Origin of the sequence: Streptomyces sp. NPDC057617, from assembly GCF_042800555.1 — a bacterium.
In the GTDB taxonomy this organism is placed as follows: Bacteria; Actinomycetota; Actinomycetes; order Streptomycetales; family Streptomycetaceae; genus Streptomyces.
The window spans coordinates 61,148-74,350 of sequence record NZ_JBHVGV010000004.1; the positions used below are offsets into that span (position 1 = coordinate 61,148).

12 protein-coding genes are annotated in these 13,203 nt (G+C 70.9%); 3 read left to right on the forward strand and 9 right to left on the reverse strand.

What is annotated here, in order from left to right; translation table 11 throughout:
• Positions 1-206 precede the first annotated feature (206 nt).
• The 4 genes from hpt to dacB all read right to left on the reverse strand — a co-directional run bounded on the left by hpt (position 207) and on the right by dacB (position 4,856).
• Positions 207-746 (reverse strand): hypoxanthine phosphoribosyltransferase, encoded by a 540-nt coding sequence (gene hpt / locus ACFU9P_RS11905; RefSeq protein WP_217311068.1) that lies wholly within the window; start codon positions 744-746, stop codon positions 207-209.
• Between the two features lie 89 nt (positions 747-835).
• Positions 836-1,879, reverse strand: a complete 1,044-nt coding sequence (gene tilS / locus ACFU9P_RS11910; protein ID WP_376384100.1) for a tRNA lysidine(34) synthetase TilS — start codon at positions 1,877-1,879, stop codon at positions 836-838.
• Positions 1,880-2,107: 228 nt separating this feature from the next.
• Positions 2,108-3,238: a zinc-dependent metalloprotease gene (locus tag ACFU9P_RS11915; protein WP_376384097.1), complete on the reverse strand. Its 1,131-nt coding sequence runs from the start codon at positions 3,236-3,238 to the stop codon at positions 2,108-2,110.
• A 226-nt stretch (positions 3,239-3,464) separates the two neighbouring features.
• Entirely contained in the window at positions 3,465-4,856 is a 1,392-nt protein-coding gene (gene dacB, locus ACFU9P_RS11920; protein WP_376384094.1) for a D-alanyl-D-alanine carboxypeptidase/D-alanyl-D-alanine-endopeptidase, read from the reverse strand.
• Positions 4,857-5,043: 187 nt separating this feature from the next.
• On the opposite strand from dacB, the gene ACFU9P_RS11925 reads away from it, so the two are divergent.
• Both ACFU9P_RS11925 and ACFU9P_RS11930 read left to right on the forward strand, forming a co-directional pair.
• Positions 5,044-5,538, forward strand: a complete 495-nt coding sequence (locus ACFU9P_RS11925; protein WP_046504875.1) for an inorganic diphosphatase — start codon at positions 5,044-5,046, stop codon at positions 5,536-5,538.
• 300 nt (positions 5,539-5,838) lie between these two features.
• The gene (locus ACFU9P_RS11930; protein WP_384080008.1) at positions 5,839-7,386 is read left to right on the forward strand and encodes a threonine/serine exporter ThrE family protein; all 1,548 of its coding nucleotides are present in this window, start codon (positions 5,839-5,841) and stop codon (positions 7,384-7,386) included.
• 49 nt (positions 7,387-7,435) lie between these two features.
• Here ACFU9P_RS11930 and ACFU9P_RS11935 read toward each other — a convergent pair whose 3' ends face one another.
• Positions 7,436-8,158 carry a DedA family protein gene (locus ACFU9P_RS11935; RefSeq protein WP_384079086.1) on the reverse strand — a complete coding sequence of 241 codons (723 nt, stop codon included), beginning with the start codon at positions 8,156-8,158 and terminating at the stop codon, positions 7,436-7,438.
• A 253-nt stretch (positions 8,159-8,411) separates the two neighbouring features.
• Here ACFU9P_RS11935 and ACFU9P_RS11940 point away from each other — a divergent pair, with 253 nt between their 5' ends.
• Positions 8,412-9,845, forward strand: a complete 1,434-nt coding sequence (locus ACFU9P_RS11940; protein WP_376383821.1) for a glutamate decarboxylase — start codon at positions 8,412-8,414, stop codon at positions 9,843-9,845.
• A gap of 72 nt (positions 9,846-9,917) precedes the next feature.
• Here ACFU9P_RS11940 and ACFU9P_RS11945 read toward each other — a convergent pair whose 3' ends face one another.
• The 4 genes from ACFU9P_RS11945 to ACFU9P_RS11960 all read right to left on the reverse strand — a co-directional run bounded on the left by ACFU9P_RS11945 (position 9,918) and on the right by ACFU9P_RS11960 (position 13,088).
• Positions 9,918-10,754 carry an ABC transporter permease gene (locus ACFU9P_RS11945; RefSeq protein ID WP_384079090.1) on the reverse strand — a complete coding sequence of 279 codons (837 nt, stop codon included), beginning with the start codon at positions 10,752-10,754 and terminating at the stop codon, positions 9,918-9,920.
• On the reverse strand, positions 10,751-11,734 hold the full coding sequence (locus ACFU9P_RS11950) for an ATP-binding cassette domain-containing protein (RefSeq protein WP_384079093.1): 984 nt from the start codon (positions 11,732-11,734) through the stop codon (positions 10,751-10,753). Before ACFU9P_RS11950 ends, ACFU9P_RS11945 begins: the two co-directional genes overlap by 4 nt.
• A 96-nt stretch (positions 11,735-11,830) precedes the next feature.
• On the reverse strand, positions 11,831-12,472 hold the full coding sequence (locus ACFU9P_RS11955) for a PadR family transcriptional regulator (protein ID WP_384079095.1): 642 nt from the start codon (positions 12,470-12,472) through the stop codon (positions 11,831-11,833).
• Positions 12,473-12,518: 46 nt separating this feature from the next.
• Positions 12,519-13,088, reverse strand: coding sequence for a DinB family protein (locus tag ACFU9P_RS11960; RefSeq protein ID WP_384079098.1), 570 nt, complete (start codon positions 13,086-13,088; stop codon positions 12,519-12,521).
• Between the last annotated feature and the right edge of the window lie 115 nt (positions 13,089-13,203).

The following is a 13,203-nucleotide window of genomic DNA, read 5'->3' on the forward strand; positions in this document are numbered from 1 at the left end:
GAAGTCGCCCCGTCCCTCCTGCCCGTAGGTAAATGCTGCTGTGAGAAAAAGACTGTTCTTCGGACGGTACCCCAGCATTGTGGCCCGCGATGGCACGGGACGGCTGACAAACCCGTCTTCCCATGCTTCAACGGCGCGAGAGCCGCCGGGGTTCCCGGCGCCCGAGCCTTTCCGGCGCCGGGTCCGGGCTGTGCCCGGCTGCCGTACTAGCCGCCGTAGACGTGCGGCGCGAGCGTCCCGACAAAAGGCATGTTGCGGTACTTTTCCGCATAATCCAGGCCATATCCGACGACAAACTCATTCGGAATGTCGAAGCCGATCCATTTGACGTCGATCGCGACCTTCGCGGCATCCGGCTTGCGGAGCAGGGTGCACACTTCGAGCGAGGCGGGCTCGCGGGAACCGAGGTTGGAGAGCAGCCAGGAGAGCGTCAGTCCCGAGTCGATGATGTCCTCGACGATCAGAACGTGCTTGCCCTTGATGTCGGTGTCGAGGTCCTTGAGGATCCGGACCACTCCGGAGGACTGGGTGCCGGCCCCGTACGAGGAGACGGCCATCCAGTCCATCGTCACGGGGGTGGACAGCGCCCGCGCCAGGTCCGCCATGACCATCACGGCGCCCTTGAGGACCCCGACGAGAAGCAGATCCTTGCCTGCGTACTCCGCGTCGATTTTCGCGGCCAGGTCGGCCAGCTTCGCGTCGATCTCTTCCTTGGTGATGAGCACCGACTGGAGGTCGCTGCCCATGTCCTTGTCGTCCACCCGTATCACTTTCTTTGTCGGCCGGGGGTCCGGGACTCACGCCCCGGGAGACACAGCCGTAGTGCTTCCGCGCTTCAGCCCTGCCGGACGACCAGTCTGCCACCCTGCCGCATGGCCTCCACCCGGCCGGGCAGGTTGATGGCTCCCTGGCCGCGCCAGCCCGTGATCAGGCGGTCGACCTCTTCGATGTGGCGGGCGAACAGGGAGCCGGCGGGGGCGCCCGCGGCGATGACCGCCCGGCGCAGCACCCGGCGGCGGACGGCGGGCGGCAGCGCGTACAGCTTGGCGCAGTCCAGCAGCCCGGTCTCGTCCCGTACGGCGTGGTCCGCGTCGGCGGCCCAGGCGTCGAGGGCGTCGGCGTCGTCGCGGGAGAGCTGTGCGGTACGGGCCAGGGCTTCGACGACGCCCTTGCCGAGACATTTCTCCAGCGCGGGCAGTCCTTCGTGGCGCAGCCGTGAGCGGGTGTACGCGGGGTCGCTGTTGTGCGGGTCGTCCCAGACCGGGATCGACTGGACCAGACAGGCCTTGCGGGCGGTCTGGCGGTCGAGCTGGAGGAAGGGGCGCCGGTAGCGGCCGGCCGTCCCCGAGACGGCCGCCATGCCGGACAGGGAGCGGGTGCCCGAGCCGCGCGCGAGGCCCAGCAGGACGGTTTCGGCCTGGTCGTCGCGGGTGTGTCCGAGCAGGACGGCGGCGGCGCCATGGCGCTCGGCCGCGGCGTCGAGGGCGGCGTAGCGCGCGTCGCGCGCGGCGGCTTCCGGACCGCCGTCGCGGCCCACGGTCACGGCGACGGACTCGACGGGGTCGAGCCGCATGGCGGCGAGCCGGGCGACGACTTCGGCGGCGCGGAGGTCGGAGCCGGTCTGGAGGCCGTGGTCGACGGTGATCCCGCCGGCCCGTACGGAGAGCTTGGGGGCCTCGAAGGCGAGCGCGGAGGCGAGCGCCATGGAGTCGGCGCCGCCGGAGCAGGCGACAAGCACGAGCGGCCGCCCGCCGTACGGGCGTGCGGCGGAGGCCGGGGAGGCGGTGGGGGACGAGACAACCGCGCTGTCGGTCAGGACGTCGTGGAGTACGCGGCGTACCGCCAGGCGTATCGCCGCGACCGCAGGATGGGGACCCATATCCGGTGCCCTTCGTGATGTGATTGGGGGGTGTCTCGCTCGGATTCCCGGCCGCTGTACAGACGGAGGGCGTCACTCAGAGTGCGTCGATGGTGACAGAACCGAGCCATTACCCGAGCATTGCACGCCTATCCCTCACTCACGGTCCCTCGGATGGGTGATACATGGGGCGTTCTTCTGCCACGGACCGCGAGGCACCGTCATGGGCCGCCGTGAGCCGGGCCGGGGTCATGAGTCCGCCTTACGGTGCACCCGAGCGACCCAGTCGGCCGGTTTGGCGATCTCCGCCTTGGTGGGGAGGGTGTTGGGCGAGGTCCAGACGCGGTTGAAGCCGGCCATGCCGACCTCCTCGACGACGGTCCGTACGAACCGCTCGCCGTCCCGGTACTGGCGGAGTTTGGCGTCGAGTCCGAGCAGCTTGCGCAGCGCCTGGTCGAGCCGGCTGGCGCCGCGGGCCCTGCGCTGCTGGAACTTCTCGCGGATCTCGGCGACGGTGGCCACGACATCGGGCCCGACCCCGTCCATCACATAATCGGCGTGGCCTTCGAGCAGGGACATCACGGCGGTCAGCCGGCTGAGGATCTCGCGCTGGCCGGGGGTCTGGACCAGCTCGACGATGCTTCTGCCGTGCTCGTCCTCCTCGCCCTCGGGCCGGCCGCCCGCGAGCGACTGGGCGGCCTCGCGGAGCCGCTCCAGGACGGTCATCGGGTCGACCTCGGTCTCGTCCAGGAAGGACTGGATCTCGCCCTGGAGGTGGTCGCGCAGCCAGGGCACGCCGGTGAACTGGGTACGGTGGGTCTCCTCGTGGAGGGCGACCCAGAGCCTGAAGTCGTGCGGGTCGACGTCCAGTTCGCGCTCGACGTGGACGATGTTCGGGGCGACGAGCAGCAGCCGTCCCGCGCCGTGCTCGCCCGCGGGGAGATCGCGGGTGGCGGGGGCGAAGGTCTCGTACTGGCCTAGCACCCGGGAGGCCATGAACGACAGCAGCATGCCCAGCTCCACGCCGGTCACCTTGCCGCCGACCGCTCCGAGCACGGCGCCGCCGGGGGTGTTCGAGCGGCGCTCCAGCATCTTTTCGAACAGGGGCTTGAGCAGCTCGCGGAACCCGGCGACGTTCGCCTTCACCCAGCCGGCCCGGTCGACGACCAGGACGGGGGTGTCCGGGGGTTCATGGCCGTCCGGGACCATTCGCGTGTACCCGCGTACGTGCTCCTCGGAGGCCTTGGCATGCCTGCGCAGCTCCGCGACGATCGCGCGCGCCTCGTCCCGGGTCACCTCGGGCCCGGGCCGTACCAGGCGGGTCGCGGTCGCCACCGCGAGATTCCAGTCGACCATCTCGGCACCACCGATGCTCGTCATGTGTCAACCGTACGTGGTCGGCCCGCGGAGCGGTGAGGTGTCACGGACCCGGATCCACCCTCGTACCGCCCCCTAGGGGCTCGCCTGCACCCCGGAATCAGGCCCGGAGACCGGGCGGGACACGCCCTCCTGAGCGGGTTGGGCCGTCGGAGGGCCGGGCGGGTGCAGGGGCGGGGGTACGAGAGGGCGCGCGGCGGTACGGCTGCGGGGCGCGCGGGTACGGGGGTCAGCGGATCAGGGCGGCCGAGAGCCGGTCCAGAGCTGCCTGCGCTCCCCCGGGGGCCGTGGTCGAGCCCGCCATGAAGGCGAAGGCCAGCAGTCGGCCCCGCGCGTCGACGACGGTGCCGGCCAGGGTGTTCACGCCGGTGAGCGTGCCCGTCTTGGCGCGTACGAGTCCGGCGGCGGGCGCGGCGTCCGCGTACCGGCTCCGGAGGGTCCCGGTGAACCGGGCGATGGGCAGCCCGGTCAGGACGGGCCGCAGCTCCGGGTGGTCCGGATCGGCGGCGCGCGCCAGCAGCGCGGTGAGCAGCGCGGCGCTGGCCCTGTCCTTGCGGTCGAGGCCGCTGCCGTCGGCGAAGCGGGCTCCGGTGAGCGGCAGGCCGAGCTTGCCGAGCTGGGCGCGGACCGCCCGGTCGCCGCCGTCGAAGCTGGCGGGCATGCCCAGCGCGATCGCGGTCTGGCGGGCGAGGGCCTCGGCGGTGTCGTTGTCGCTCTCGGTCAGGGTGCGTTCGACCAGGGCGGAGAGCGGCTGGGAGTAGGTGCGCGCGAGGGGCTTCGAGTCCTTGGGTGCCCTGCCCTCGGCGGGGGGCGCGGCCGTACGGATGCCCCGCTCGCGCAGCAGCTCGGCGAATTCGCGGGCCGCGGCGCCGGCGGGATCGCCGCCGCGGGGGGCGGGTCCGCGGGTGGACTCGTCGAGGCGGGCCTGCCGGGTCATCAGCGCGGTGACGGGGGCGATGTTGTCGTTGGGGCCGATGGGATGCAGCTTGGGGCCCGAGTAGAGGGAGATGTCGTACTGGAGCCCGGCCTTGGCGATTCCGCGGTCGCGCAGCGCGCGGGCGGTGTCGTCGGCGAGCGCGCTCAGTCCGGTGCGGTCGAGGGTGGAGTCCCCGCCGCCGACGAGGGTGAGCCGCGTGGCGTCGGGCGAGGCCATGACCGTGGTGGCGATGCGGTGGTCGGGGCCGAGGGCGGAGAGGGCGGCCACCGTGGTCGCGATCTTGACGGTGGAGGCGGGGGTCATCGGGGTGTCCGCGGCTTTTCCGTACAGCGCCTTGCCGGTCGTGGCGTCGACGACCGAGGCGCTGCGCAGCCGGCCGAGGTCCTTGTCGTCGAGCAGCGGCCCGAGCTTCTTCCTGAGCTCCTCGGACAGTTCGGCGGGCTCGGCGGACGGGGCGGTGAGCACGGAGAGCACCCCGGGGGCACTGGGCGCGGGCGAGGGCGTACGGGGAGCGGCCGGCTCGTGATGTGCGCCACCCGTGCCGCTCTGCGCGGCCGCCCACTCCCGCTCGGACCTGCGCTGACCGGATTCCCAGGGTCCTGCCATGGTCACCGCGACGGCCGCGAGGGCCAGGCCGACAACGGCGGAACCCGCCGTGAGCTGCCACACTTTCGGCTCAAGCACGGCCGACCAGCCCCTTTCGCGATCACACTGCTGCGTGGGGGACACTTAATCACTGCGCCTTGCCACGAGCATGGCACCCCGGCCCAGCGGCGGCCCGTCAGGCCGCCGGTCCGGGGGCCCTCCTCCGCGAAGACGCAGCACTCAGCAGTATCACCGGACAGATGTGTTGATCATGGAGGAGCCACCCGTGGAGTTCGACGTCACCATCGAGATCCCTAAGGGTTCGCGGAACAAGTACGAGGTGGACCACGAGACCGGCCGGATCCGCCTCGACCGGCGTCTCTTCACCTCGACCAGCTACCCGGCCGACTACGGCTTCGTCGAGAACACCCTCGGCGAGGACGGCGACCCGCTGGACGCGCTGGTCATCCTGGACGAACCGACCTTCCCGGGCTGCCTCATCAAGTGCCGCGCCATCGGCATGTTCCGGATGACGGACGAGGCGGGCGGCGACGACAAGCTGCTGTGCGTCCCGGCCTCGGACCCCCGGGTGGAGCACCTGCGTGACATCCACCATGTCTCGGAGTTCGACCGGCTGGAGATCCAGCACTTCTTCGAGGTCTACAAGGACCTGGAGCCCGGCAAGTCCGTCGAGGGCGCCGAGTGGGTGGGGCGTGCCGAGGCCGAGGCCGAGATCGAGGCCTCGTACAAGCGACTTGAGGCGCAGGGCGGCGCGCACTGACGGCGCACTGACCGCACACTCCTCCGGATGACCGGCCGGACGGCCGGGGCGGACGACGGGCGGCGCACCTCTTCGTGAGGTGCGCCGCCCGTCCGTGTGCGGGGGTGGCTGAGTGCCCGGGTCCGCGGACGCGGGTGTGGGCTCTCATGTCCGTGCTCATACTGGGCAGACGCGGGACTGCGGAACACGCGGACGCGTACGGGGGGCACGGACGAGTACGGGCGTAAGAGCGAGCACCACAGAGACGAGCACCACAGAGACGACAGGGAGCCGGGGAGTGAGGGCGTGACGGCGAGGACAGTGGCGGCCGAGCCGGACGGCCCCGACGAGCGCAAGCCCCGGTCGGACGAGGCGCACAGTGCCTTCACCCCGCCGCACGGGGTGGAACCGCTGACGCTGACCGGCGGTGAACGTCCGGGATCGGGTTTCGTGCTGCCCGAGGGATGGGCCAAGGGGGCGCCCTGGCAGGACCGGATGCGCACCCTGCTGCGGATGCCGCCCGGCGACCGGCCCGTACCGGAACCGGTGCAGCGGCACGACGACAACGGGCCCGCGGTGCCCCGGGTGCTGGACCTGACGCTCCGTATCGGTGAACTGCTGCTGGCGGGCGGCGAGGGCGCGGAGGACGTCGAGGCCGCCATGTTCGCGGTGAGCCGCGCGTACGGCCTCGACCGCTGCGAGCCGAACGTCACCTTCACCCTGCTGTCGATCTCCCATCAGCCGTCGCTGGTGGAGGACCCGGTGACGGCCAGCAGGACCGTACGGAGGCGGGGCACCGACTACACCCGGCTGTCCGCCGTCTTCACGCTCATCGACGACATCACCACCGCGGACACGGATGTCACGCTGGAGGAGGCCTACCGGCGGCTGGCGGAGATCCGGCGCAACCGGCATCCGTACCCCGGATGGGTGCTGACGGTGGCGAGCGGGGTGCTGGCGGGGTCGGCCTCGGTGCTGGTCGGCGGCGGGTTCCTGGTGTTCGTGGCGGCGGCGTTCGGCGCGATGCTCGGGGACCGGCTGGCCTGGCTGTGCGCGGGGCGCGGGCTGCCGGAGTTCTACCAGTTCGTGGTGGCCGCGATGCCGCCCGCGGCGATGGGGGTGGCGCTGACCCTGGTGGGCTCGGCCGCGCAGTGGGAGGTACGGCCCTCGGCGGTGATCACCGGCGGTCTGTTCGCGCTGCTGCCGGGGCGCGCGCTGGTCGCGGGGGTGCAGGACGGGCTGACCGGCTACTACATCACCGCGTCGGCGCGGCTGCTGGAGGTCATGTACTTCTTCATCGCGATCATCATCGGCGTGCTGACCGTCCTCTATCTGGGGGTGCAGCTCGACGCGCAGCTCAACCCGGACTCCGCGCCGCACACCGCGGAGCGTCCGGTGGTGCAGATACTCGCGGCCGTGGTGCTGAGCTTCACCTTCGCGATCCTGCTCCAGCAGGAACGTTCCACGGTGCTGATGGTGTCCCTCAACGGCGGGATCGCCTGGGTCGTGTACGCGGCGATGCACGATACGGGCGGGATCTCGCCGGTGGCCGCGACGGCGGTGGCGGCCGGTCTGGTGGGGCTGTTCGGACAGCTCTTCTCGCGCTACCAGTTCGCCTCGGCGCTGCCCTATGTCACGGCGGCGATCGGACCGCTGCTGCCGGGTTCCGCGACCTATTTCGGGCTGCTGGGGATCGCGCAGAACAATCCGGACCGCGGGCTGGCCTCGCTGTCCAAGGCGGCGGCGCTGGCCCTGGCGATCGCGATCGGGGTGAATCTCGGGGGCGAGATCTCCCGGCTGTTCCTCACGGTGCCGGGGGCGGGCCGGGCGTCGAGCCGCCGCGCGGCCAAGCGGACGCGCGGCTTCTAGAACGTACGGGTACGGCCCCGGCGCAGCGGGGTCGGCGGGCTCAGCCGGCTCAGCGCTTGGCGTGACGGCCGCGCTGGCCGCCGGCGCCCGGGGCGCCCGGGATGTCCCCCTGCGCCGCACCGGAATCCTCGTCGGCCGTGAGCGCGGCCTTCTTGGACTTGGAACGTGCCCGCAGGAACTCGATCACGATCGGCAGCACCGAGATCAGCACGATCAGGATCAGGATCATCTCGATGTTCTTGTGAACGAACTCGATCTTGCCGAGCGCCGCTCCCAGCAGCGTGACCCCCGCGCCCCAGAGCGTGCCGCCGATGACGTTGAAGATGATGAACGAGCGGTAGTTCATCCGGCTCACACCGGCGATGATCGGCGTGAAGGTCCGTACGACGGGCACGAAGCGGGCCAGGACCAGGGACTTGGGGCCGTACTTCTCGAAGAACTCGTGCGCCTTCTCGACGTTCTCCTGCTTGAAGAGCCTGGAGTCCGGGCGCTTGAAGAGCGCGGGGCCGACCTTACGGCCGAAGAGATAGCCGACCTGGTCACCGATGATCGCCGCGAGCACCACCAGCGTGCAGACGAGCCAGAGCGGGTGGCCGAGCGTGCCGGAGGTCACCAGCAGACCGGTGGTGAAGAGCAGTGAGTCGCCGGGCAGGAAGAACCCGATCAGGAGGCCGGACTCGGCGAAGACGATGACCAGGACACCGATCAGTCCGAAGGTCCCGATCAGATAGTCCGGGTCCAGCCAGCTTGGTCCGAGCGCAATGGTCGTCACGGGTTCCGGACTCCTGTGTTGTGTCGATAGTCGGTCGATCGTCAATTCGGCGTGGTCGGCCGCGCACAAGCTATCAACGCCCGCCCGCTCCTCCAGGTTCCACCCGGCCCCGTGGACATGCACCACGGATGCGCCGCAGCGCCATTTCGGGCATAAATGAAGAAAGCTGACCGGAAAAAGCCGGCCCTGATCAGATCCGGGCCGCGCCGACGCCCCCGACCGGCCGCACCGACGCCCCTGAGGAGAACCGCCGATGCCACTCCACCGAGGCGCGGACGCGACCGGCATGCCCGAGGCCGAGCGCGCCGAGCGGCAGCGGCTGTCGATCAACCCCTTCTACGGGGAGGCCGACCCGGTCAGCGGAATGACCTCGGCCCCGCCCATCCACCGGCTGCCCGACGGGCCGATCCCGCCCGCCATCGCGTACCAGCTCGTCCATGACGAGCTGATGCTGGACGGCAATTCGCGGCTCAATCTCGCGACGTTCGTCTCCACCTGGATGGAACCGCAGGCCACGACACTGCTGTCGGAGTGCCGGGACAAGAACATGATCGACAAGGACGAGTACCCGCGCACCGCCGAGCTGGAGCGGCGCTGTGTGGCGATGCTCGCCGACCTCTGGAACGCCCCGGACCCCGCGACGGCCGTCGGCTGCTCGACGACCGGGTCCAGCGAGGCGTGCATGCTCGCCGGAATCGCGCTCAAGCGCCGCTGGGCCAGGCGCAACGCGGACCGCTACCCGGCGACCGCCCGGCCCAATCTCGTGATGGGCATCAATGTGCAGGTCTGCTGGGAGAAGTTCTGCAATTTCTGGGAGGTCGAGCCGCGCCAGGTGCCCATGGAGGGCGAGCGCTTCCATCTCGACCCGCGGGCCGCCGCCGATCTCTGCGACGAGAACACCATCGGGGTGGTGGCCGTGCTGGGCTCCACCTTCGACGGCTCGTACGAACCGGTCGGCGAGGTCTGCGCGGCGCTGGACGCCCTCCAGGAACGTACGGGACTCGACATCCCCGTCCATGTCGACGGGGCGTCGGGGGCCATGGTCGCGCCGTTCCTCGACGAGGACCTGGTGTGGGACTTCCGGCTGCCGCGCGTCTCCTCCATCAACACCTCCGGGCACAAGTACGGACTCGTCTACCCGGGCGTCGGCTGGGCGCTGTGGCGCTCGGCCGCCGAACTGCCCGAGGAACTCGTCTTCCGGGTGAACTATCTGGGCGGCAACATGCCCACGTTCGCGCTGAACTTCTCGCGTCCCGGCGCCCAAGTGGTCGCGCAGTACTACACGTTCCTGCGGCTGGGCCGCGACGGCTATCGCGCGGTGCAGCAGACGGCACGGGACATCGCCACCAAACTGGCCGGGCGGATCGAGGGCCTGGGCGACTTCCGGCTGCTCACCCGGGGCGACGAACTGCCCGTGTTCGCCTTCACCACCGCGCCCGGCAACGAGAACTTCGATGTCTACGACGTCTCGGCCCGGCTGCGCCAGCACGGCTGGCTCGTGCCCGCGTACGCCTTCCCGGCCGACCGGCAGGATCTGTGCGTGCTGCGGATCGTCTGCCGCAACGGCTTCTCCGCCGATCTCGCCGCACTGCTGATGGACGATCTGGAGCAGATCCTCCCCGCGCTGCGCGCCCAGCCGCATCCGTCGGTGCGGGACAAGTCGCTGGCCACGGCGTTCCACCACTGAGCGTACGGAGGCGGGGGCGGGCGGCGGGTCGGGTACGGCCGGCCTCGCCGCCCGTCCGGTACGGCTCGCTCCTCAGCGGCTGAGCCGGGCGAACCGCCGTACCGCCAGCGGGAAGAACACCGCGAGCAGGACCACCGGCCAGAGGACCGCCAGCAGTCCGGCGTGCTCCGCGGCCCAGGAGCCGCCCGCCGCGGCCGGGTTGCCGAAGAGGTCGCGTACGGCGGTGGCCGTGGCCGACATCGGGTTCCACTCCACGACCGCGCCCAGCCAGCCCGGCATGGACTCGGGTGTCGCGAACGCGTTGGAGAGGAAGCCGATCGGCCAGACCAGGATCTGCACCGCCTGCACCATTTCGGGGCGCCCCGCCACCATGGCGAGCTGGATGCCGAGCCAGAGCATCGCGAACCGGAAGAGGAGCAGCAGCCCGACGGCGGCGAGGAAGGACGCGGTTCCTTCGTGCCAGCGCCAGCCGAGGGCGCTGCCGACGCCGATCATCACGCACAGGCCGACCACGGACTGGAGCATGTCGGCGGCGCTCCGGCCCACCAGGACCGCGGACGGCGCCATGGGCATCGACCGGAACCGGTCCACCACGCCCTTGTTGAGGTCCTGGGTGACGGCGAGCATCGTGGACTCAAGGCCGAAGGCCATGGTCAGCGCGAGCATGCCGGGGACGAGGAACGCGACGTACTCCCCCTCGATCCCCCGGCCGCCGCCGATCAGATAACCGAACATCAGCAGGAGCATCACCGGGAAGACCAGCCCGACGACGACCTGGACGGGCTGCCGTGCCCAGCGGGCGAGTTCGCGGCGGGTCATGGTCCAGGAGTCGGCGAGGGCCCAGCCGAGGCGGCTGCGAGGGGTTTCGGAGGGCGCGGGCGCGTGCGCCGGGGCGTGCAGGGTCGTCATGCCCGTACCTCCTGTTCCTGCTGCTGGTCATGGGCCTGCGTGCTCTCCCCGCCCGTCAACTGGAGGAAGACCTCGTCCAGCGTCGGCCGCCGCAGCGCGATGTCCTCCGCCTCGATCCCCTCCCCGTGCAGGGCCCGTACGGTCTCCGTGAGCGCCGCCATCCGGTCGGTCACGGGCGCGCTGAGCAGCCGCCGGTCCGCATCCGTGCTGACCGCGTACGTGCCCGTCGTACGCGCCAGGGTCCGCGCGCCGTCCGCGAGCCGGGCCGCGTCGCGCAGGACGACATCGATCCGGTCGCCACCGGTCCTGGCCTTGAGTTCGTCCGCGGTGCCGCCGGCGATGACCCGGCCGCTGTCCACGACCGAGATACGGTCGGCCAGTTGATCGGCCTCCTCCAGATACTGCGTGGTCAGCAGTACGGTCGTACCGCCGCCGACCAGTGAGCGCACCGCGCTCCACACCTCCGCCCGGCCGCGCGGATCGAGCCCGGTCGTCGGCTCGTCCAGGAAGAGCACCTCCGGGCCGGTGATCAGGGACGCGGCCAGATCGAGCCTGCGCCGCATGCCGCCGCTGTACTGCTTGACCGGCTTGCGGCCGGTGTCCAGCAGGCCGAACCGTTCCAGCAGGGCGTCGGCCCGCTCCCCCGCGCGCCGGGAACCGAGGTGGTAGAGCCGTCCGAACATCTCCAGGTTCTGCCGGCCGCTCAAGTCCTCGTCGAGGGCCGCGTGCTGGCCCAGCAGCCCGATCCTGCGCCGTACTCCGCGGCCCTCGGTCCGTACGTCCAGACCCGCCACCCGTACCTGCCCCTCGTCGGGGCGCAGCAGCGTGGTCAGGATCCGTACGGCGGTGGTCTTGCCCGCGCCGTTGGGGCCGAGCACGCCATGGACCGTGCCGCGGGCCACCGTCAGATCGAACCCGTCCAGGGCCTGCTTCTCCCCGTACCGCTTGCGTACACCGGTCGCGACGATCACGTCGGTCATATCCCTCGCCTCCCCATTCCTCACCCCTACGCAGTAATCAAACTTGACTACTGGCTCGCGAAGAGTAGCCCTCGCCCGCGGATTGGTCAAACTTGATTAGTGGGTGTCGCCCTCATCGGGGATCCCCGTCGCGTACGGGTTCTCCTCGCCTTCGCCGAGCACCCCCACGAACGGCTCGCCCTCGCCCGCGAAGGTGTAGGCGCCGCCCTCGATGCGTTTGATCAGGCCGCGTGTCCACTCCGCGCCCGAGTCCGCCGAGTACACCCAGAGGTTCATGATCTCGCCGATGTGCCCGAGCTGCTCGGGGCCGTCCTCGGGTACGTAGTGCTCGGTCACGGCGGACCGCCAGGCCTCCATCCCGGCCACCCGCTCCTTGAGCAGCTCGACGACCTCGGCGCGCGGCAGATCGACGATGGCGCCGAGCCCGGCGGACAGGACGTCCATCTTCTGGTCGTATGTGGTGAGCGACTCGCGCAGCAGCCGGAAGTACTCCTCGCGGCCCGCGTCCGTGATCTCGTACTCGGTCCGCGGCGGTCCGCCCGCCGTGCTCGGCGCCACCTCGTGCGCCAGCAGCAGGCCCTGCTTCGCCATCTGCTTGAGCGCGTGGTAGATCGAGCCGGGCTTGGCGGTGGACCACTCGTGGGCGCCCCAGTACTCCAGGTCGTTGCGCACCTGATAGCCATGGGCCCGGCCGTGCTGACGGACCGCGAAGAGCACGAGCAAACGGATCACTGACATGGCTCCAGGTTATGACCCCGGCGAGCAGCGCCTCTCGCGGCTCCGGTCAGCGTTCCCGTTCCGGCCGGCGCCGCTGTTGGGCGCGCCGCTCCAGCTCGACCAGTTCGTACGCCGTCGCCCCGTCGATCGTCTCCCGGATGATGTCGGCATGGCCGGAGTGCCGGGACATCTCCGTGATCAGGTGCAGCAGCAGCCAGCGCATCGACACCCGCTCCCCCGGCGGGAACCAGGGGGCTTCGGGCAGCGGGAAGGTCTCGTCCAGGCTGTCGAGACCGAGGATGAACATCTCGGTCTGCCCGGCCACCTTCTCCCAGTACGCCAGTCTGTCCGCGACCGTCTCGTCCCCGGCCGGCCGGAACGACTCCTGCCACTCGTCCTCGGAACGCCGTACATCGGGCGCCACCCCCTGAGCCCGGGAGAGCCAGCCCTGCTCGACCTCGGCGGCGTGCTTCAACAGGCCGGCGAGGGAGAGTTCGCTCGCGCTCGGGGCCGTCGTCGCCTGCTCGTCCGTCAGCCCGAGCAGCGCCCGGCGGATGCCGCCGCGCTCGTCGTCCAGGCAGGAGAGAAGCGCGCCGCGCTCGTCGCCGGGTGCTTCCGCGTAGATGCGGGTGGCCATGGGTGGTGCCTCTCGTCCGGTGCCGGCCCTTGCTGTTGCCTGTCCTGGCCGGCACCCGTGAAGCTATCCACCCTTTTGACCATTTCCCGTCCCCAACCGCCGACGACACGCCCGG

Bases quoted from the DNA above. Each gene is read 5' to 3' on its own strand.
- hpt (WP_217311068.1), bottom strand. From the start codon at position 746: ATGGGCAGCGACCTCCAGTCGGTGCTCATCACCAAGGAAGAGATCGAC.
- tilS (WP_376384100.1), bottom strand. From the start codon at position 1,879: ATGGGTCCCCATCCTGCGGTCGCGGCGATACGCCTGGCGGTACGCCGC.
- ACFU9P_RS11915 (WP_376384097.1), bottom strand. From the start codon at position 3,238: ATGACGAGCATCGGTGGTGCCGAGATGGTCGACTGGAATCTCGCGGTG.
- ACFU9P_RS11940 (WP_376383821.1), top strand. From the start codon at position 8,412: ATGCCACTCCACCGAGGCGCGGACGCGACCGGCATGCCCGAGGCCGAG.
- ACFU9P_RS11945 (WP_384079090.1), bottom strand. From the start codon at position 10,754: ATGACGACCCTGCACGCCCCGGCGCACGCGCCCGCGCCCTCCGAAACC.
- ACFU9P_RS11950 (WP_384079093.1), bottom strand. From the start codon at position 11,734: ATGACCGACGTGATCGTCGCGACCGGTGTACGCAAGCGGTACGGGGAG.
- ACFU9P_RS11955 (WP_384079095.1), bottom strand. From the start codon at position 12,472: ATGTCAGTGATCCGTTTGCTCGTGCTCTTCGCGGTCCGTCAGCACGGC.
- ACFU9P_RS11960 (WP_384079098.1), bottom strand. From the start codon at position 13,088: ATGGCCACCCGCATCTACGCGGAAGCACCCGGCGACGAGCGCGGCGCG.